This is a genomic window from Nocardia acidivorans NBRC 108247 (assembly GCF_001625085.1).
GTDB classification, from domain to species: domain Bacteria; phylum Actinomycetota; class Actinomycetes; order Mycobacteriales; family Mycobacteriaceae; genus Nocardia; species Nocardia acidivorans.
Genome location: NZ_BDAW01000003.1, coordinates 1 through 18,247 on the forward strand (window position 1 = coordinate 1; position 18,247 = coordinate 18,247).

The 18,247-nt window shown below is 67.8% G+C and carries 18 protein-coding genes; 12 read left to right on the forward strand and 6 right to left on the reverse strand.

Annotated elements, in window-relative coordinates; translation table 11 throughout:
* Positions 1-120: 120 nt before the first annotated feature.
* Entirely contained in the window at positions 121-1,008 is an 888-nt protein-coding gene (locus NA10_RS00585) for a LysR family transcriptional regulator (RefSeq protein WP_067561957.1), read from the reverse strand.
* 70 nt (positions 1,009-1,078) lie between these two features.
* On the opposite strand from NA10_RS00585, the gene NA10_RS00590 reads away from it, so the two are divergent.
* Genes NA10_RS00590 through tsaD form a run of 6 tightly spaced genes read left to right on the forward strand, consistent with a single transcriptional unit; the run spans position 1,079 to position 5,892 of the window.
* Entirely contained in the window at positions 1,079-1,972 is an 894-nt protein-coding gene (locus tag NA10_RS00590) for a dihydrodipicolinate synthase family protein (protein WP_067561960.1), read from the forward strand.
* 48 nt (positions 1,973-2,020) lie between these two features.
* Entirely contained in the window at positions 2,021-3,157 is a 1,137-nt protein-coding gene (gene alr, locus NA10_RS00595) for an alanine racemase (protein WP_307188367.1), read from the forward strand.
* A complete protein-coding gene (gene tsaE / locus NA10_RS00600) occupies positions 3,154-3,606 on the forward strand; it encodes a tRNA (adenosine(37)-N6)-threonylcarbamoyltransferase complex ATPase subunit type 1 TsaE (RefSeq protein ID WP_067561850.1) in 453 nt (150 codons plus the stop codon). Before alr ends, tsaE begins: the two co-directional genes overlap by 4 nt.
* Before the next feature lie 56 nt (positions 3,607-3,662).
* Entirely contained in the window at positions 3,663-4,355 is a 693-nt protein-coding gene (gene tsaB, locus NA10_RS00605; protein ID WP_067561853.1) for a tRNA (adenosine(37)-N6)-threonylcarbamoyltransferase complex dimerization subunit type 1 TsaB, read from the forward strand.
* Positions 4,352-4,864 carry a ribosomal protein S18-alanine N-acetyltransferase gene (rimI, locus tag NA10_RS00610; RefSeq protein ID WP_067561855.1) on the forward strand — a complete coding sequence of 171 codons (513 nt, stop codon included), beginning with the start codon at positions 4,352-4,354 and terminating at the stop codon, positions 4,862-4,864. Before tsaB ends, rimI begins: the two co-directional genes overlap by 4 nt.
* Complete coding sequence (tsaD, locus tag NA10_RS00615; protein WP_067561857.1) at positions 4,861-5,892, forward strand: tRNA (adenosine(37)-N6)-threonylcarbamoyltransferase complex transferase subunit TsaD; 1,032 nt, start codon at positions 4,861-4,863, stop codon at positions 5,890-5,892. Before rimI ends, tsaD begins: the two co-directional genes overlap by 4 nt.
* 283 nt (positions 5,893-6,175) lie before the next feature.
* Here the strand turns inward: tsaD and NA10_RS00620 are convergent, their stop codons facing one another.
* Positions 6,176-7,666: a DUF7159 family protein gene (locus tag NA10_RS00620; protein WP_067561860.1), complete on the reverse strand. Its 1,491-nt coding sequence runs from the start codon at positions 7,664-7,666 to the stop codon at positions 6,176-6,178.
* A 616-nt stretch (positions 7,667-8,282) separates the two neighbouring features.
* On the opposite strand from NA10_RS00620, the gene groES reads away from it, so the two are divergent.
* Positions 8,283-8,585, forward strand: a complete 303-nt coding sequence (gene groES / locus NA10_RS00625; RefSeq protein WP_067561862.1) for a co-chaperone GroES — start codon at positions 8,283-8,285, stop codon at positions 8,583-8,585.
* Between the two features lie 136 nt (positions 8,586-8,721).
* The gene (groL, locus tag NA10_RS00630; RefSeq protein ID WP_067561865.1) at positions 8,722-10,329 is read left to right on the forward strand and encodes a chaperonin GroEL; all 1,608 of its coding nucleotides are present in this window, start codon (positions 8,722-8,724) and stop codon (positions 10,327-10,329) included.
* A 286-nt stretch (positions 10,330-10,615) separates the two neighbouring features.
* On the opposite strand, the gene NA10_RS00635 is transcribed toward groL, so the two are convergent.
* From NA10_RS00635 to NA10_RS00645, 3 genes are all read right to left on the reverse strand, one after another.
* Entirely contained in the window at positions 10,616-10,927 is a 312-nt protein-coding gene (locus tag NA10_RS00635) for an RskA family anti-sigma factor (RefSeq protein WP_245676933.1), read from the reverse strand.
* 1 nt (position 10,928) lies between these two features.
* Positions 10,929-11,492: a sigma-70 family RNA polymerase sigma factor gene (locus tag NA10_RS00640; RefSeq protein ID WP_067561868.1), complete on the reverse strand. Its 564-nt coding sequence runs from the start codon at positions 11,490-11,492 to the stop codon at positions 10,929-10,931.
* A 469-nt stretch (positions 11,493-11,961) separates the two neighbouring features.
* Positions 11,962-12,255, reverse strand: coding sequence for a WhiB family transcriptional regulator (locus NA10_RS00645; protein WP_067561966.1), 294 nt, complete (start codon positions 12,253-12,255; stop codon positions 11,962-11,964).
* Positions 12,256-12,866: 611 nt separating this feature from the next.
* On the opposite strand from NA10_RS00645, the gene NA10_RS00650 reads away from it, so the two are divergent.
* From NA10_RS00650 to NA10_RS00660, 3 genes are all read left to right on the forward strand, one after another.
* Positions 12,867-13,835, forward strand: a complete 969-nt coding sequence (locus NA10_RS00650; RefSeq protein ID WP_067561871.1) for a hypothetical protein — start codon at positions 12,867-12,869, stop codon at positions 13,833-13,835.
* A 155-nt stretch (positions 13,836-13,990) separates the two neighbouring features.
* Entirely contained in the window at positions 13,991-14,572 is a 582-nt protein-coding gene (locus NA10_RS00655) for a sigma-70 family RNA polymerase sigma factor (protein ID WP_067561873.1), read from the forward strand.
* Positions 14,565-15,680 carry an anti-sigma-D factor RsdA gene (locus tag NA10_RS00660; protein WP_084514178.1) on the forward strand — a complete coding sequence of 372 codons (1,116 nt, stop codon included), beginning with the start codon at positions 14,565-14,567 and terminating at the stop codon, positions 15,678-15,680. The genes NA10_RS00655 and NA10_RS00660 overlap by 8 nt, the downstream gene beginning before the upstream one ends.
* Before the next feature lie 130 nt (positions 15,681-15,810).
* Here the strand turns inward: NA10_RS00660 and NA10_RS00665 are convergent, their stop codons facing one another.
* The gene (locus tag NA10_RS00665) at positions 15,811-16,224 is read right to left on the reverse strand and encodes a DUF5319 domain-containing protein (RefSeq protein WP_067561879.1); all 414 of its coding nucleotides are present in this window, start codon (positions 16,222-16,224) and stop codon (positions 15,811-15,813) included.
* A gap of 277 nt (positions 16,225-16,501) precedes the next feature.
* On the opposite strand from NA10_RS00665, the gene guaB reads away from it, so the two are divergent.
* Positions 16,502-18,046, forward strand: coding sequence for an IMP dehydrogenase (gene guaB, locus NA10_RS00670; RefSeq protein ID WP_084514179.1), 1,545 nt, complete (start codon positions 16,502-16,504; stop codon positions 18,044-18,046).
* Positions 18,047-18,247: the final 201 nt, after the last annotated feature.

Sequence of the window (18,247 nt, forward strand, 5' to 3'; positions counted from 1 at the left end):
AGCAGCAGGACTGATCGCGGCGTGGAGCGCGGCTCGGCCTGCCGCGACGCCTGGGACTCAACCAGCAGCAGGGCTGACCGCGGCGTGCAGCGCGGCTCGGCCTGCCGCGACGCCTGGGACTCAACCAGCAGCAGGGCTGACCGCGGCGTGCAGCGCGGCCCGGCCCGCCGCGACGATGGGATGCGCCCCGGTCCCGCGCCGATACGCGAGGCGGGTGCGCCGCCGAGTTGGCAGCGGGGTCAGGGTGACGCCCTCCGGTGCCGACAGCGCACCCAGATCGGGGACCAGCGCCACGCCCTGACCGGCGGCGACCAGAGCGAGCACCGCGCCGAAATCATCCGCGTGATGCCGGATGCGCGGTGTGAATCCGGCCGCCCGGCACGCGCGGACGGTCATGGTGTGGCAGAGCGTGCCCGAGGTGCCCGCGATCCATGGCGAATCACTCTGCGCGGCAAGGTTTTCCGTACCAGCATCGATACCCGGCACGGCCAGGTGGATCGTCTCGGTCAGCAGTGGTTCGCTGTCCAGTCCCGGCTCGGGTTCCATCGGGACGTAGTCGTACTCCTGCACCAGCGCGATATCGAGCGTCTCGGCGCGCAGCGCGGCGGGCGCGGCGGCCGGATCCAGCTCGGTCACCAGCAATTCCAGCCGCGGATGCGCCCGGCTCAGACTCACCAGGGCCGGGGAGAGGATGGTGCGCACCGCCGTGGGGAAAGCGCCGATCCGCAGCGTGCCGGTGAGTTCGGTTCGCGCCGTGGCCAATTCAGCCGTCGCCTGCGCGAGCGTCGCCAGCAGGGTCTCGGTGTGCTCGACCAGCCGCAGCGCCGCCGGGGTCAGCGTGACACTGCGGCCGGTGCGCTCCAGCAGCGGTACACCGGTCTCCCGTTCCAGCGCGCTGAGCTGTTGCGATACCGCCGAGGGCGTATACGACAGTGCCTCGGCGACCGCCGCGATCGTCCCGCGGTGCGCGAGTTCCCGGAGCAGCCGCAGGCGGCGCAGATCCAGCATCAGCACACCTTATGCTCGGCGGCAGAAACCTGAAATAGACGTGACGGTTCTCGTCCAGCACGCTGAAACCATGACATTCGCAGGGTTGTTCGTCCCGCTGATCACCCCGTTCACCGCCACCGGCGAGATCGCCGCCACGGCCCTGGAGGGCCTGGCGCACGAGGTCCTGGACGCGGGCGCGACCGGCCTGGTCGCCCTCGGCACCACCGGTGAACCCGATATGCTCACCCCGGATGAGCGCCGCCGCGTCGTCGATATCTGCGCGCACGTCTGCGCCGAACGCCGGGCCCCGCTGATCGCGGCCGCCGGATCGAATGTCACCGCCGCATCGGAGCGGGCGCTCGCCGAACTCGACACACGCGTCACCGCCGCGCTCACCGTCGTCCCGTACTACCTGCGCCCCTCCGAAGACGGTGTGGTCGAACACTTCCGGCGGCTCGCCGCCGCCAGCCCGGTCCCGCTGGTGGTCTACCACATCCCGTACCGCACCGCCCGCCCCCTGAGCGCCGAAACCCTGTGCCGCATAGCCGAATTGCCGAATGTCGCGGGCTTCAAATACACCGCGGGCGGAATCGGCGACGAGACGATCGCCTTCCTGAGCCGCGCCGCCGCCGATACCGCGATACTGGCCGGTGACGATCTCCACGCCGCCCCACTGCTCGCCCTCGGCGCCACCGGAGCCATTCTGGCCTGCGCCAATATCGCGCCCGCCGGATACGCCGAACTCATCGCCGCCTGGCGCTCGGGTCCGATCGACCGCGCCCGGCGAATCGGCAACACCCTGGCTCCGCTCGCCGCGGCCCTGTTCGCCGAACCCAATCCCACCGTCATCAAGGGGGTACTGGCCGCCCAGGGCCGCATCCCCACCCCGGATGTCCGCCTGCCGCTGCTCCCGGCAAACGCATCATCGGTCACCGCGGCACTGGCCGCGGTCGAGGCGACCTACGCCGCACAACTCGGCTGACCCGGGTGTGACCGGTGTCGCGTGGCCGGAGATGGCAGGATCGGGGGCGTGAACAACCCCGATCCGCAGGTGGAGACCGTCGTCGATCTCGAGGCCATCGCGCACAATGTGCGCATTCTGGTCGAGCACGCCGGTGACGCCGCCGTTATGGTGGTCGTGAAGGCGGACGGGTACAACCACGGCGCGATCGAGGTGGGTAGGGCCGCGCTCGCGGCGGGTGCGCGCGAACTCGGCGTCACCACCGTCGAGGAGGCGGTGACGCTGCGCGAGGCCGGTATCACCGCGCCGATCCTGTGCTGGCTCAACACCTCCGACACCGATTACGCAAGCGCCATCGCCGCCGATATCGAGATCGGGGTCTCCTCGGTTGCGCATCTGGAGGCGGTCGCGCGGGCCGCGCGCGAGCTGAATCGGCAGGCGATCGTCACCCTCAAGGTCGATACCGGGCTCAATCGCAATGGCGTCTCACCGGCCGAATACCCCGAGGTGCTGACCCTGCTGCGCGAACTCGTCGAGGCGGGCACCGTCCGCTTCCGCGCCCTCTTCTCGCATCTGGCGCTGGCGGATTCCCCGCAGCACCCCTCCATCGATATGCAGCGCGACCGCTTCCTGGAGTGCATCGCCACGGCGAAAGAGCAGGGGCTGCAACCGGAATTGACGCATCTGGCCAACTCCGCAGCCGCCCTTACCCGCCCGGACCTGGCCTTCGATATGGTCCGCCCCGGTATCGCCGTCTACGGACTCTCGCCCATTCCGGAGATCTCCGACTTCGGCCTGCGCCCGGCCATGACCTTCCGCGCCCGCGTCGCCCTGGTGAAACAGGTCGCCGCCGGGGAGGGCGTCTCCTACGGGCACGAATGGATCGCCCCGCACGACACCACCGTCGCCCTCATTCCCGCCGGGTACGCCGATGGTGTCCCGCGCGTGCTGGGCGGTCGCTTCGATGTCTGGCTGGGCGGTGCGCGCAGACCCAATCGCGGCCGCATCTGCATGGATCAGCTGGTGGTCGACCTCGGCGACAATGCCGCCGGGGTCCGCGAGGGCGATACCGCCATCCTCTTCGGCGGCGCGCCCGGCGCACCGCATCCGCAGGAGTGGGCCGATGCCCTCGGCACCATCCACTACGAAATCGTCTGTGCCCCACGCGGTCGCGTCGTGCGCAGCCATATCGGCGGTGCCCGATGAGCACGCACGGCATGCGCACCCTGCCCACCGTCGAGGACACCGAGGCCCTCGGCCGCGAACTCGCCACCCAGCTGCAACCCGGCGATCTGGTCATCCTGGACGGTCCGCTGGGCGCGGGCAAAACCGCGCTCACCCGCGGCATCGCGGCCGGTCTCGGCGTCCAGGGCCGAGTCAGCTCACCGACTTTCATCATCGCCCGCCAGCACCGCGCGGGCAGTGATCCGAGCTCCATCGCACTGGTGCACGTCGACGCCTACCGGCTCGGCGGCGATCTCGACGAACTCGACGCCCTCGACCTGGACACCGATCTGCACGATGCCGTTGTCGTGGTCGAATGGGGTCTGGGTGTGGTGGAACACCTCGCCGACCGCCACCTGCGCGTGCTGCTGCGCCGCGAATTCGACTCCGACATCCGCACCGCCGAATGGGAGTGGGTCTCGGCCAACTAGGCCGGGGGTACACAGGGATCGAGTGGCCGCGACCACCCGGTATCGTTAGGGCAATCATGCTTGTATTGGCTGTCGACACCTCGACCCCTGCCGTCACAGCGGGACTGGTGGAACTGGAACCGGCGGACGAGGGGAAAACCGCACCTCGCAGCACGACGCTCACCTCCAAGGTGACCGTGGACGCACGCGCGCACAATGAGGTGCTGACCCCGCAGATCCTGGCCTGCCTGGCCGAATCCGGCCGCACCAGAGCCGAGATCGACGCCGTCGTCACCGGAATCGGTCCCGGACCGTTCACCGGACTGCGCGTCGGCATGGCCACCGCCGCCGCCTTCGGTGACGCGCTCGGTGTGCCGGTATACGGCGTATGCAGCCTCGATGCCATCGCCGCCGATACCGAGAGCTATCTGAGGACCCCGGCCGAACCGGTCGAACTGCTGGTCGTCACCGATGCCCGCCGCCGCGAGGTGTACTGGGCGCGGTACCGCGCCGAGGGCCGGATCGAAGGTCCCGAGGTGAGCAAGCCCGCCGATCTGGACCAGGGCTCGGCCACCGTCATCGCCGGATCCGCCTCGCACGTGGACTACTTCGACCTGCCGGTGCTGCCGGTGGAAACGCCGTCGCCGTCCGGTCTGGTGCGCGTCGCCGCCCGCGACATACTCGCCGGCGTCACTCCCGAACCGCTGGTCCCGCTCTATCTGCGCCGCCCCGACGCCGTCGAACGCAGCTACGCGCAGGTGGGCCGATGACCATCCGCATCGAACCGATGCGGCCCGCCGATGCCGTGCGCTGCGCCGAACTCGAACAGGTGCTCTTCCCGGAGGACGACCCCTGGCACGAGGTGTCGTTCCTGTCCGAGCTGGCCGCCTCCCACAATCGGTACATCACCGCGCGCGACGAGCACGGCCGCATGATCGGCTACGCCGGAATCGCCCTGCTGGGCACCGACGATCAGCCCGAGGCCGAGATCCACACCATCGGCGTCGATCCGGAACTGCATCGCGGCGGCGTCGGCACCCAACTGCTGATCGCCATGCTCGCCGAGGCCGGTCGCCGCGGCGGACCCGTCTTCCTCGAGGTCCGCACCGACAACACCCCCGCCATCGCCATGTACGAGAAGCACGGCTTCCACATCATCGGCCTGCGCAAGAACTACTACCAGCCCAGCGGGGCGGACGCGTACACCATGCGCAAGCCCGCCATGGCCGGGTACACCCAGGACGCCGGGTTCCCGGAGGACACAGAGGTCTTGTCATGATCGTCATGGGTATCGAAAGCTCCTGCGATGAAACGGGAGTCGGCATCGTGCGCCGATTGCCCGACGGCCGTTGCGAACTGCTTGCCGACGAGGTCGCCTCCAGCGTCGATCAGCATGCCCGATTCGGTGGCGTGGTGCCCGAAATCGCCTCGCGCGCACACCTCGAGGCGATCGTGCCCGCCATGCGCCGGGCCCTGGCCGCCGCCGATATCGATAAGCCCGACGCGCTCGCCGTCACCATCGGACCCGGACTCGCGGGCGCGCTGCTGGTCGGCGTCGCGGCGGCGAAAGCCTATGCGGCAGCGTGGGATATCCCGTTCTACGCGCTCAACCACCTGGGCGGGCACGTCGCGGTCGACACCCTCGAGCACGGGCCGATGCCGCCCGCGGTGGCGCTGCTGGTCTCCGGCGGGCATACCCATCTGCTGAAGGTCACCGACCTGTCCCAGCCCATCGTCGAACTCGGCAGCACCGTCGACGATGCCGCGGGTGAGGCCTTCGACAAGGTCGCACGCCTGCTCGGCCTCGGCTATCCGGGCGGACCGGTGCTCGATGCCATTGCCGCCGAAGGCGATCCGCACGCCATCGCCTTCCCGCGCGGTATGACCGGCCCCCGCGATCCGCGCTACGACTTCTCCTTCTCCGGGCTCAAGACCGCCGTCGCCCGCTATGTCGAAGCGGCGCAGCGGGACGGGCGCGAGCTGCCGATCCCGGATATCGCCTCCTCCTTCCAGGAAGCGGTGGCGGACGTCCTGACCATGAAGGCCGTGCGCGCGGTCCAGGACCAAGGGGTGAACACCCTGGTGCTCGGCGGCGGCGCGACCGCCAACTCCCGCATCCGCTCCCTGGCCGAAGAGCGCTGCACCGCGGCCGGAATCACGCTGCGCGTCCCCAAACCCCGCCTCTGCACCGATAACGGCGTCATGATCGCCACCCTCGGCGCGCATGTGATCGCCGGCGGCGCAACCCCTTCCGCCCTCACCGTGGCCACCGATCCGGGTCTGCCCGTCTCCACCAGCCAGCTCTGATCCGATCCCGGACGCGCTCAACCGTGCAGCCACCACGGCCACGGCGCGGTGGACAGCACCGATAACGCCAGGCTGGCCGCCGCCACCAGACCGAGCAGCACATTCTTGATTCGCATCCGCACTCCCGTCACTCCGGGGCCGTTCCCCCGCAGCGACGCTAGCCGTGCCCGAATTCGCCCTCCAGCCATAGCTTTCCGCGCCCCGAGAAACCGGGGGATCCGAACATGGCGCAGCCGCCCGGAGCGTCATTGCTGCGATGCGGCTGTTTCGGAGCGCGGCTCGATCAATCGGTGGGGCGGACCAGGGTGGTGGTGCCGCCGGACGAGCCCGAATTATTGCGGGGCAGACCGGGAGTGGTGGAGCCGGGCGTTGTCGAACCCGGGGTGCTCGGTGCGATGGTGTCGGTCGGCGGCAGGGTGGTACCCAGCAGCGGACCCAGCAGGCGCGGCAGATCGGACGGGAACGGAATCTGCGGTAGGCCCGGATCCGGGCGCAGCGGCGGCTGGGCGGCCGTGGTCAACGGCGTCGACGGGGTGCCGCCGGGCGTGGTGCCCGACTGACCCGCGGACGGTGTGGTGGCGGGGGTGCCGCGGTGCGAGGGATTGGTATTGATCGTGGTGTTCGCACCGGAGGTGGGGCCGCTGGGCGGCGTGGTGGGCAGCACCGGCTGTTGCGCGCCGGTGGTGGGCGGGGAGTAATTGGTGCCCTGCGGTTCGGGGACAAGCTCTTTCACGCCGTATCCGATGATCAACCCGACCACGGCGATCGCGCCGGCGAGCGTGCCCGCCAGCTTGGTGAAGGTGCCGATCGGCGCGTCCGAACCCCGGCTGATCACCGGGAAGGCGATCGGCGCGGCCGAATGCGCCACCAGCGCCGCGCCTTTGGCGATGGCCGCCTCGGGCTCGGGCACGGTCAGCACCGGCACGTCGAGCTGACGCTCCAGACTCGCCAGCACCGCGGGCGTATTCGCGCCACCGCCGATGACCGCGACCACCTCGGGGAACTTGGGTGCGCGGGCGAAGACGGCGCGGGCGAAGACGGCCAGCTCCCGCAGCAGATCCGAGACCAGCTCGTCGAAATCCACCCGGGTGAGTTTGAGCGGCTGCCCGGCCACATGGTCGATGGTGACCGCGGGCGCGATGGACAGATGTTCCTTGGCCGCGCGCGAGCGATTGAGCAGCATGCCCCGATTCGGCCGGGTGCCGCGCCGGGCCAGATGACAGTCCAGCAGATGCCGCAGGATCAGTTCGTCGACCGCGTTACCGCTGACCGTCGCGGTGCGCTCGGAGCGCAGCACGGTGTCGTCGGCGTGATCGGCCACGGTGACGGTGGTGCCGGTGGCCCCGATATCGAGCACCGCGACCGTCTGATAGCGATCCAACAATCCGGTATATCGCAGAAAGGCCAGTGCCGCCGTGCTTTCCGGAATGAGCCGCACATCGCGGCGTTGCCGTCCGATGGCCGAGCGGATGATCTGGGCCTGTTCCCGATCCCGGTAGGCGACCGCGATGTCACCGGGTGGGCCCGGCGCCGAATCGTGGTGTGCCGCGGCCGCTATCGCCGCCGGATGGGTGCCGAGGGGATGCACCGCGTCGCGGGGGATCTGAGTGGTCATCAACTCGATGGAGGAGGCCACCAGATCGCCGAGATCGCTGTGGGCCGTATCCGCGGTGACGACTCGATAATCGAAGTGCTGCAGTCCGTTCGGGGTGGTGGCGACAGTCGCCGAGCACACCACCTCACTCCCGGCGGAGATGCCGAGGGATGTTCGCATGTTCACCTCCCTTCGAGCGGATGGTCCTGGTGTAGACGACCATCTCGAACGGGCTCTGGAAGCGTCATTTGGTTGACGGACGTTTCCGAGCTACGGATCCGGCGGGGCCCTTGTCCGATGGGGCGTCGGGTCCAGCCAACGATCACTTGCGGTAAGGCTCTCGTCTCAGCTCTGTGCGGAGTGCTCCCGCGCAGTGGGGTGAAGCAACGGTGGAACTGGAAGCAACTGTGTAACTGTTCGGTCCGTGACGTGACGCACTCGATGCGGCCCTGCACGCACCCGTCGTCAATGGTGTCACAATCCGTTATCCGAACGTTACAGATTTTCGTATTTCTTTGGAAGCCCTCAGATTCTTCGGCCGTTCCAGTCGGCGAGTCGCGTTGCGGGCGGGTCTGTCGCCGTGTTGCGCGCCCGGCGACGCCGCATAGAGTGCGGCAATAGCAGAGCCCCACCTTGAGCGCTGGCACTCCCATGTATAGAGTGCTAGGTGGCACTGGGCGATGGTCCCGGCACCCGCGACGACGGGGCTTGTAGCGCAGCGTCAGCAACGTGACCGAAACCGTGAGCCCGGGGAACCGCCCCGGGCGCGAAGACCCCTGAAAGTGGAGGGCTCAACGTGGCGAGCGTGAACATCAAGCCGCTCGAGGACAAGATCCTCGTCCAGGCCAACGAGGCCGAGACGACGACCGCCTCCGGCCTGGTCATCCCCGACACGGCGAAGGAGAAGCCCCAGGAGGGCACCGTCATCGCCGTCGGCCCCGGCCGCTGGGACGAAGATGGCGAGAAGCGGATTCCGCTGGACGTCAAGGAAGGCGACGTCGTCATCTACAGCAAGTACGGCGGCACCGAGATCAAGTACGCCGGTGGCGAATACCTGATCCTGTCGGCGCGCGACCTGCTGGCAGTCGTCACCAAGTAGAACGACTCTCCGGGACCCTTCGAGGGGCTCCGCCCTTCGAAACCTCGGACACTCCGCCCCGCGTCGTCGCTTGCAGAAGCCTTCGGCCGGGGCGGAATGCGTTCACTCCCAACCCACTTCAGGAGCAGGTACACACATGCCAAAGCAGATCGAGTTCGACGAGAAGGCTCGCCGGGCAATGGAACGCGGTGTCGACAAGCTCGCCGACGCCGTCAAGGTCACCCTGGGCCCGCGCGGCCGGCACGTGGTGCTGGCCAAGTCGTTCGGCGGCCCGACCGTCACCAATGACGGCGTGACCATCGCCCGCGATATCGATCTCGAGGACCCGTTCGAGAACCTCGGCGCACAGCTCGTCAAGAGCGTCGCCACCAAGACCAACGATGTCGCCGGCGACGGCACCACCACCGCCACCGTGCTGGCCCAAGCCCTCATCAAGGGCGGCCTCAAGAACATCGCCGCGGGCGCCAACCCGATGACCCTGGGCAAGGGCATGAACAAGGCCGCCGACGCGGTCACCGCCGCCCTGCAGGCCATGGCCACCCCGGTCGACGGCGAGAAGGCCATCGCCCAGGTCGCCACCGTCTCCTCGCGTGACGAGGAGATCGGCGCGCTGGTCGGCAAGGCGCTCACCACCGTCGGCAAGGACGGCGTGGTCACCATCGAGGAGTCCTCCTCGACCCAGACCGAGCTGGTCATCACCGAGGGCGTGCAGTTCGACAAGGGCTACCAGTCCCCGTACTTCGTCACCGATCCCGAGACCCAGCAGGCCGTCCTCGAGGACGCGCTGATCCTGCTGAACCGCGAGAAGATCAGCTCGCTGCCGGATCTGCTGCCGCTGCTGGAGAAGATCGCCGAGTCCGGCAAGCCGGTGCTGATCATCGCCGAGGACATCGAGGGTGAGGCGCTCTCCACCCTGGTGGTCAACGCGATTCGCAAGACCCTCAAGGCCGTTGCCGTCAAGGCCCCGTTCTTCGGCGACCGTCGCAAGGCGTTCCTGGACGATCTGGCCATCGTCACCGGCGGCACCGTGATCAACCCGGATCTGGGCATCACGCTGCGCGAGGCGGGCCTCGAGGTGCTGGGTAAGGCCCGTCGCGTCGTGGTCACCAAGGACGAGACCACCATCGTCGAGGGCGCCGGCACCGCCGACGCCATCGCGGCGCGGGTTTCGCAGCTGCGTAAGGAGATCGAGAACACCGACTCCGACTGGGATCGCGAGAAGCTGGAAGAGCGTCTGGCCAAGCTGGCCGGCGGCGTCGCGGTGATCAAGGTCGGCGCGGCCACCGAGACCGAGCTCAAGGAGCGCAAGTACCGCGTCGAGGATGCGGTCTCCTCCGCCAAGGCCGCGGTCGCCGAGGGCATCGTCCCCGGCGGCGGCACCGCCCTGGTGCAGGCCGCGGCTCAGCTGGTCGATCTCAAGGCATCGCTCTCGGGCGATGAGGCGGTCGGCGTCGAGGTCGTGCGCGCGGCCCTGCTGGCCCCGCTGTTCTGGATCGCCAGCAATGCCGGCGTCGACGGCGCGGTCGTGGTCTCCAAGGTCACCGACAGCAAGGACGGCTTCAACGCCGCCACCCTGACCTACGGCGACCTGGTCTCCGAGGGGGTCATCGATCCGGTCAAGGTGACCCGTTCCGCGGTCGAGAACGCCATCTCGGTCGCCCGCATGGTGCTCACCACCGAGTCCGCCATCGTGGAGAAGCCGGTCGAAGAGCCCGAGCACAGCCACCACGGCCACTCGCACTGACGGTGACCGTCGCCCAGCGCGATTGAGTCACCGACGGAACAAGGCCCCCGGACATGGAAGTGTCCGGGGGCCTTGTCGGCTGCGGCGAATTCCGGTGTGGCACAGCACGGGTCCGTGCCGGGCCGAATGCGTCAGCGGCGCACACGCGCCACTCGCGAACCCATGACATGCGTGCGGCCCCGGACAAACTGTCCGGGGCCGCACGCAAGCACTGAGATCGGTGCGCGGCAGGGGTTGTCGTCCGGGTGTGGACCGGTCGGGCGTCCTGCTCTGGGAGCCGAGGGAACTAGTCGCGAATCGCGCGGGGGCGGCCGTTGCCGGGGTACAGCGCGTTGCGATTGTGATGGATTGCGGTGGGTGGCGCCTGGTCTGCTGCTACGGCTGCGAGCAGGCGGTCGCGCAGTGCGGGCGGGGGCGGTGTGGCCGCCACGGTCGCCAGCAGGGCGAGAGCCTCTCGGGTGTGCTGCACTTCCTGGGTGAAGTCCGCGCGCAGTACCGGGTCGTCGGTATCCAGTATTTCCCGCACCGCGCGCTGATCTTCGTCGCCGATCGATCCCAGCGCGACAGTGTGCGCGAGATCGATCTGGCTTTCGTTCATCTCACGTCACTCCCAAACTTTTCTTGAGTCGTGTCAGTCCGTCCCGAATACGGGACTTAACGGTAGGCAACCCTACGCCGAGATAGGCTGCGACCTCGGCATATGTACGTCCGCCGAAGTAGGCGAGCGTGATGGCTTCGCGTTGGGTTTCGGTCAGGGTCGCCAGACCCTGGCGTACCGCCTGCTGTTCGAGCCGTCGCCCCACTTCTTCGGTGACCTCGTCGAATTCGTTACCGAGGGTGCTGGTTCCGTAGGCGACCTCGCGCTGCGCATGCGCCTGTTCGGCGCGCACGCGATCCACCGCGCGGCGATGAGCCAGTGTCATAAGCCAGGTGACAGCGGAGCCCTTGGCCGGATCGAAATTGGCCGCGGTGCGCCAGATCTGGAGGTACACCTCCTGAGTGGTCTCCTCCGCGTAACCAGGATCGTGTAGCACCCGTAGCACCAAGCCGAAGACCCGAGCGCAGGTGCGGTCGTAGAGCTCGGCGAATGCCGGCTCGTCGGACTGCCCGCAGCGCTGGAGAAGTGCGGCTAGTTCGAGGCTTTCGGCTGCGCGTGCCGTCATCGCAGAGTCGGCCGGTGTGGCCGTGCGAGCGTTCCTGGAACTCTGGAACGAGTCGCCCTCTGCGGCCGGCGGCCGCGCTGTCACAACGCTCCGTTCTGTGTCATCGGCCACGAGGGTAGCCGGTCGCTATAACCTCCTCTCGGTGGGGGTATCGGCTAAAGCGACTGCCGCGCAGCGGTTTTCCGATTTGTACCGACTCGCCCAAACCTGTCTTTTCGCGCGACACGCTGTGACACGCCGGAGCTTGTAAGAATCGCCGAAACATTGCCAGTCCCAACCGACTCCTGCTGCGTCAGTGGCCGGTTATTTGCTAGGCATTCGGCGCGCCGCACCGCGCGGATGGGAAAGTTTCTGAAGTCGCGCCGCTGTGGTCAGCGGTTACGAGGTGACGCGCCTCGCCCGCACCGCTGGTTGACAGCTGTCACACGAAATGCTCACGCGGTCGGCCCGCGGCCGGATCGCCGAATCCTCAGGCGACCGCCCGGCGGCGGTTCCGGCGGGCGTGCATCTCACGCTCGGTCTCGGACATTCCACCCCAGATGCCATAGGGCTCGCTGACCTTCAGCGCGTGCGAACGGCACTGCAGCAGGACGGGGCAGGATCGGCAGACTTCCTTGGCGCGCATCTCGCGCTGGGCTCGCGCCCGGCCGCGTTCGCCATCCGGATGGAAGAACACCGAAGAATCCTGTCCGCGGCAGGAGCCGCGCATCTGCCAGTCCCATACATCGGCGTTCGGACCAGGGAGGTGGGTCGGCATGGGCATGGTGAACTCCTCTTGGTGCGAGCTCGTCGGCATTGTCGAGCGGTGCTGGTGAGCAAACAGTGGGCCGCATCACCGGGTTCCGGCGATCGCACTCCGCAGGCTCCGTAATTTCACACGGCGCCGACGGCGGCGATGTCGTACGTTAGGTCGGAGAATGAATTCGAGTCAATAGTCCGTTCCATCCCGATTCAAATACCAGCGCATTAGAGAATTAACGTCTTAGCTATTTACAAAGTGGGTCGTCTACGGCGATACTGATCGGTTGCCCAGTAGGCATCGAGTGCTGCGATAGCCGATCCGACTTGTGGAAATGCCTGATAGGACGCGCTTTTCGAGTGCGAATCCGAGCAATCCCGACTATGCGCGCATCGCGATCAGGGTGATCTCAACCATTGCGCACATCCCCGTGAGCGGGGTGCAGATGGCCGGATCGAGGCGCTCAGGTTAATAACGCGAAACGCCATGCGAATTTCTTACGGGCGTGCTAGGCGATAGCGAGCACAGATTTACCGAGTGGAAACACAAAGACATTCCCCAATGCTGAAAAATAGCTGCATTTCTGTGCTATGGCCGTGGCCGCGGGTCCCGGTGGCACTGGTTACAGTGCGGCAGTGCCTGTGCTCGAAGTGAACTCGCTCCTGGTCGATACCGCCTTCGGCGCCGACCCCGGCCGCGCTGCTACCGGATTGCCCGTCGCGCGTACCGCCCCCGAGAGTTGGCTGCGCGCGGTCTCACTCGGCGGAATCGGGCACTACGCCGCCGCGCGAGTCGAACTACGCCGCGCCCGCGCGTCGACCACCGATCCGGTACTGCGTTCGCTCACGCACAGCCTCGAGGGCTCGCTGCTGCGCCAGCTCGGCTGGCACGCCCGCGCGGCCGCCGCCGACGGCCGCGCCGCCGCCCTGGTGCTGCCCGCCACCCCCGCCGTCGGGCGCGCCGAAGACGTCTCGAATGTGACATGGCTCACCTCGAAGGCGAATACGGCTCGCGCCGAGGCGGTTTGCGATGCGTTGACGGGTCTGGCCGCCGATGCGCTGGGCACCGCTCGGCCGGGGCTTGCCGCCCGGCTGCTGCACCGTTGCCGCACCCATCTCGAACAGCACCTCGCCGATCCGGGAACCGCTTGGCGACAGCGCATTCGGCTGCACTGGGTGTCTGCCGAGACCGCGCTGTGCGCTCCCGGAGCCGGTTTGATCGCCCTGCCCGAACCCATCGGTCCTGTTCCGGGCGTCGCGCACACCCCGTCGACGGCGACGGATCCCGCTCTCGCACATGCGGAGACCGCCCTCGCCCTCGCCGAGAATTCACCTTCGGTCCGGCACCGGGTCAAATCCCGGCTACTGGTGGCGGCCGCCGGTGCCGCGGGCGGTGACCTGGACCGATCCCGTGCGCTCGCGACCGAAGTGGCCGGCGAGACCGCCGAGTTCGAGCTGCTTCCACTGCGCTGGGCCTGCGCCATGCTGCGCGCGGGCATCGATCCCGAATCCGGGGGCGCCGCCGAGGCTTTCGAGTGCGAACGTTTGCTGGCGTTTCGCGGAGGGCGATTGCGTTCGGCGAGCGACACTCTCGGACATCCCTGAGTGCCCCCCGAGAGGTCCCTGAGTCGACCCCGAGACTGACCCCGTAACGGCTGGCTTGAATGAGCCAGCCGCTATTGTTGGACCGTTCCGCCCTCCGCGGAAGCACCGGCCTTCCAGCCACGGTGCCACTCGTAACGCCAGGAACAGCTCTGACGATGAACAACACGGGTGAGGAGTTGGACCCAGCCGTCGTCGCTGCCGCCGCGCAGGGCGACCGGTCTGCTCTAGCCCAGGTACTCGAGAGCATCCGCCCCCTTGTGGTGCGGTATTGCCGTGCGCGGATCGGGTCGGCCGAACGCGGCCAACTCTCCGCGGACGACGTCGCGCAGGAGGTTTGTCTGGCCGTCATGACAGCCCTGCCGCGTTATCAGGATCAGGGCAGACCGTTCATGGCATTCGTGTACGGCATCGCCTCCCACAAAGTCGCCGACGCTCATCGCAACGCCGCCCGTAACAAAGCGGATGCCATGGCCGAAGTACCGGATGTCATATCCACCGACCAGGGGCCGGAACAGCGGGCTCTCGAATCGGAGACGAGCCGGCAGATGAATTCTCTGCTGGCCACGCTTCCGGAGAAGCATCGAGAGATCCTCATCCTGCGCTTGGTCATGGGTTTGTCAGCCGAAGAAACCGCAGTTGCCGTGGGCAGTACGGCAGGTGCTATACGAGTGGCTCAGCATCGAGCGCTCGCGAAACTCAAGTCTCAAGTGGCGAGGGCAGGTGAAATGTATGGCTAGGGATGGCGAGCGCGGTCGGGGCGACTGGAAGCGGCTTGGATCGCAAGACAGCGGTCCCTACGCCGAGGCGTCCGGTGATACCGGGCCGGTGGATATCGCGGCGGTTCGTCGCGACGACGCGCTGATCGATGCCATCTCCGGCGACGGTCCCGTGCAGACGGGCACCACGGAGGAGTATCAGCTCGCGGCGTTGCTCGCGAACTGGCGCGCCGAGATTCTGGACGAGCCGATGCCGGCCGGTCCGGATCTGGACACCATCGTCGCCGCGGTAAATCAGGAGATCGGTGCGCGACAGGCGCGAATCGGCGCCCAGTCGGGCGCGCGACTACGGCTGGTGCGCCCCATTCTGGGATCCGCGGCCGCCCTGGCGTTGATCTTCGGTGGTCTGACGGCCTTCTCGTACAACGCGAATCCGGGAGATCCGCTGTGGCGGGTCAAGGAGGTCGTGTTCAGCGAACAGGCGCAGAGCACCGTGGTCTCGCGTGCCGACAGTGATCTGGCCCAGGCTCAGGAGCTCATCAATCAGGGGCGTCCGGAGCAGGCCAAGGCACTGTTGGAGAGCGCCTCGGCCAATGTCAGCCACGTCAACGACAGCGGTAAGAAGGACGATCTGCAGGATCGCTGGCAACAGGTGCTCACCTCGCTGGCGAAGGTCGCTCCCGATCTGGCCACCTCGTTGATGCCGACGCCGCCGGTGCAGGTTCCGGTCACGAGTCACGTTCCGGTGACAACCCTTCCGGGGGGTGTCACGGTGGTGCCGACCACCGTTGCGGGAACCGGCGGCGACAGCACCGTGCCGACCTACGATCCGCGCGGTCTGGATTCCACGCAGCCGGGTACCGGGCCCACCACGCTGCCCACCCAGCCGGGCACCGTGCCGCCGACGCAGCCCCCCACGGGGGAACCGTCGCAGCCGGTGACGGTGCAGCCGACCGCCGGTCCGTCCACCGTCGCGGAGCCCCCGACCGGGGCTCCGCTCACTACCGCTCCGGCGGGCGGTCAGCAACCGGTCACCCAGCCGCCGGTGGAGAAGCCGGCCCCGGTGGTGCCGACGGCCGCCCCGACCCTGGTTCCGACCATTCCGTCGGTGCCGGGAGTGCCCAAGTGAGTGCCGGGAGTCGCCGAGTGAGCCGAAGAGAGCTACAGGCATAAATAAATGGCCGACCCACATGGAGTCGGCTTTTTCGTACCCGAGAAAAGGGCCCGCGTTCCACAGGAACGCGGGCCCGATTTCGGTTCTAGATGTCGAACCCGTCGAACCCGTCGCCGTGCAGCGCCTCGTTCATCGAGGCATCGGCATAACCGCGACAGTAATCCCAGGTGACGTACGCCTCGGGGGTCGGGTCGTAGGCGGGCTCATGGGGGCGCACCGTGCCATCCACCAATAGCTGGAGGAGGTTGGCGCGCAACATATCCCAATCGTGGTAATGGTCCTGTCGGCAGTCCTCGCAGCTGACCACGAGTCCGCGGATACCGCGGTGGGCCAGCAACGCCTCATATACCGCGAGGTCGGCGAGATCCTCCTCGACCGCTAGGCGCTCGTGAGGATCCAGCGGTTCCCCCGGCTCGATGGCATCGAGCGCGGCCGACGGGTCGGAGGGATCTCCGGCGAATGGATCCGGCGGCAAGCCAGGTGGTAGATGGTCACGCACAGTCCCACGGTACGCAGAAAGAGGGTGCTTGCGCCAGCGCTGTTGAGTATTTGCCCTCACTTCGCTGGTGTTGAAACGCACACCGGGCATTCCGGGACATCGCTGGCCTCGATTGAGGGACATCACGGCGGCCGGGCGTGGCTGCCGGAAGAAATTATGCGCCGGATACCATGGTTGACCAAAGGCCGGGTGGTGAACGCCGGCATTGTCATTCATCCAGTCGTCCGCCGGGATCCGGGCCGGGGGACTGTGCCGAGCTCCAGGAGGGGTCGATCCGATGAGCAGTCCCGTTACGGGCGAACGAAACGCCGGCCGCCCTCATACGGGTGGCGACGATCCGAACAAGATCGCAATGCTCGGCCTCACCTTCGATGATGTGCTGTTGCTGCCCGCCGCCTCGGATCTGATTCCGAGTGCGGTCGACACCTCCAGCCGTCTCACGCGGGACATCTCACTGCGCACGCCGCTGGTGAGCTCCGCCATGGATACCGTCACCGAGGCGCGGATGGCCATCGCCATGGCGCGCGCGGGCGGTATGGGTGTGCTGCACCGCAATCTGTCGGTGGAGGCGCAGGCCGCGCAGGCCGAGACCGTCAAGCGGTCCGAGGCGGGCATGGTGACCGATCCGGTGACCTGTCGGCCGACCGATACGCTCGGCGAGGTCGACGCCATGTGCGCGCGCTACCGCATCTCCGGTCTGCCCGTGGTGGATGAGGCGGGCCAGCTGGTCGGCATCATCACCAATCGGGATATGCGCTTCGAGGTGGATCAGAACCGCCCGGTCGCCGAGATCATGACCAAGGCCCCGCTGATCACCGCGCAGGAGGGTGTCACCGCCGAGGCCGCGCTGGGTCTGCTGCGCCGCCACAAGGTGGAGAAGCTGCCCATCGTGGACGGCAACGGCAAGCTGCGCGGGCTGATCACCGTCAAGGACTTCGTCAAGACCGAGCAGTATCCGAACGCCACCAAGGACCGCGACGGCCGCCTGCTGGTGGGCGCGGCGGTCGGCGTCGGCGAGGATGCCTGGGCGCGCGCCATGACCCTGGCCGATGTCGGCGTCGATGTGCTCGTGGTCGATACCGCGCACGGCCATCAGGCGGGCGTGCTGCAGATGGTCGCCAAGGTCAAGGCCGAGGTCGGCGATCGCGTGCAGATCGTCGGCGGCAATGTGGCGACGCGTGCGGGTGCGCTGGCGCTGGTCGAGGCGGGCGTGGACGCGGTGAAGGTCGGCGTCGGTCCCGGTTCCATCTGCACCACCCGCGTGGTCGCCGGTGTCGGTGCGCCGCAGATCACAGCCATTCTGGAGGCGACCGCCGCGTGCCGTCCGCACGGTGTGCCGGTCATCGCCGACGGTGGTGTGCAGTACTCCGGCGATATCGCCAAGGCGATCGCCGCCGGTGCGTCGACCGTCATGCTGGGTTCGCTGCTGGCGGGCACCGCCGAATCCCCGGGTGATCTGATCCTGGTGGGCGGCAAGCAGTTCAAGAGCTACCGCGGTATGGGTTCGCTCGGCGCCATGCAGAGTCGCGGTGAGGCCAAGTCGTATTCCAAGGACCGCTACTTCCAGGACGATGTGCTGTCCGAGAAGAAGCTGGTGCCCGAGGGCATCGAGGGCCGGGTGCCGTTCCGCGGTCCGCTGGACCAGGTGATCCATCAGCTGGTGGGCGGTGTCCGCGCGGCCATGGGTTACACCGGCGCGCAGACCATCGCGGATCTGCAGGCGGCGCAGTTCGTTCAGATCACGGCGGCGGGTCTGAAGGAGTCGCATCCGCACGACATCACCATGACCGTCGAGGCACCCAACTACACCACCCGAGCCTGATTCCCGCTCATCCTTGCCCTCCGGCACCTCCGCGATAGTTCGCACGCCCCAACAATCTCCACCCGCTCCGCAAGTCATGACCCCGCAAGATTCGCGGCCCGTCTCGCTTCTGGACTGAGTGGAGCGGGGGAGCGAAGCGCGGGAGCGGAGGGCGGGAAGAAGTGAGACTTAGGGGCCGCGAATCCGCCGGAGCGAAGCGGA

Bases quoted from the DNA above. Each gene is read 5' to 3' on its own strand.
- NA10_RS00585 (WP_067561957.1), bottom strand. From the start codon at position 1,008: ATGCTGGATCTGCGCCGCCTGCGGCTGCTCCGGGAACTCGCGCACCGC.
- NA10_RS00590 (WP_067561960.1), top strand. From the start codon at position 1,079: ATGACATTCGCAGGGTTGTTCGTCCCGCTGATCACCCCGTTCACCGCC.
- tsaE (WP_067561850.1), top strand. From the start codon at position 3,154: ATGAGCACGCACGGCATGCGCACCCTGCCCACCGTCGAGGACACCGAG.
- tsaB (WP_067561853.1), top strand. From the start codon at position 3,663: ATGCTTGTATTGGCTGTCGACACCTCGACCCCTGCCGTCACAGCGGGA.
- rimI (WP_067561855.1), top strand. From the start codon at position 4,352: ATGACCATCCGCATCGAACCGATGCGGCCCGCCGATGCCGTGCGCTGC.
- tsaD (WP_067561857.1), top strand. From the start codon at position 4,861: ATGATCGTCATGGGTATCGAAAGCTCCTGCGATGAAACGGGAGTCGGC.
- NA10_RS00620 (WP_067561860.1), bottom strand. From the start codon at position 7,666: ATGCGAACATCCCTCGGCATCTCCGCCGGGAGTGAGGTGGTGTGCTCG.
- groL (WP_067561865.1), top strand. From the start codon at position 8,722: ATGCCAAAGCAGATCGAGTTCGACGAGAAGGCTCGCCGGGCAATGGAA.
- NA10_RS00635 (WP_245676933.1), bottom strand. From the start codon at position 10,927: ATGAACGAAAGCCAGATCGATCTCGCGCACACTGTCGCGCTGGGATCG.
- NA10_RS00640 (WP_067561868.1), bottom strand. From the start codon at position 11,492: ATGACGGCACGCGCAGCCGAAAGCCTCGAACTAGCCGCACTTCTCCAG.
- NA10_RS00645 (WP_067561966.1), bottom strand. From the start codon at position 12,255: ATGCCCATGCCGACCCACCTCCCTGGTCCGAACGCCGATGTATGGGAC.
- NA10_RS00655 (WP_067561873.1), top strand. From the start codon at position 13,991: ATGAACAACACGGGTGAGGAGTTGGACCCAGCCGTCGTCGCTGCCGCC.
- NA10_RS00660 (WP_084514178.1), top strand. From the start codon at position 14,565: ATGGCTAGGGATGGCGAGCGCGGTCGGGGCGACTGGAAGCGGCTTGGA.
- guaB (WP_084514179.1), top strand. From the start codon at position 16,502: ATGAGCAGTCCCGTTACGGGCGAACGAAACGCCGGCCGCCCTCATACG.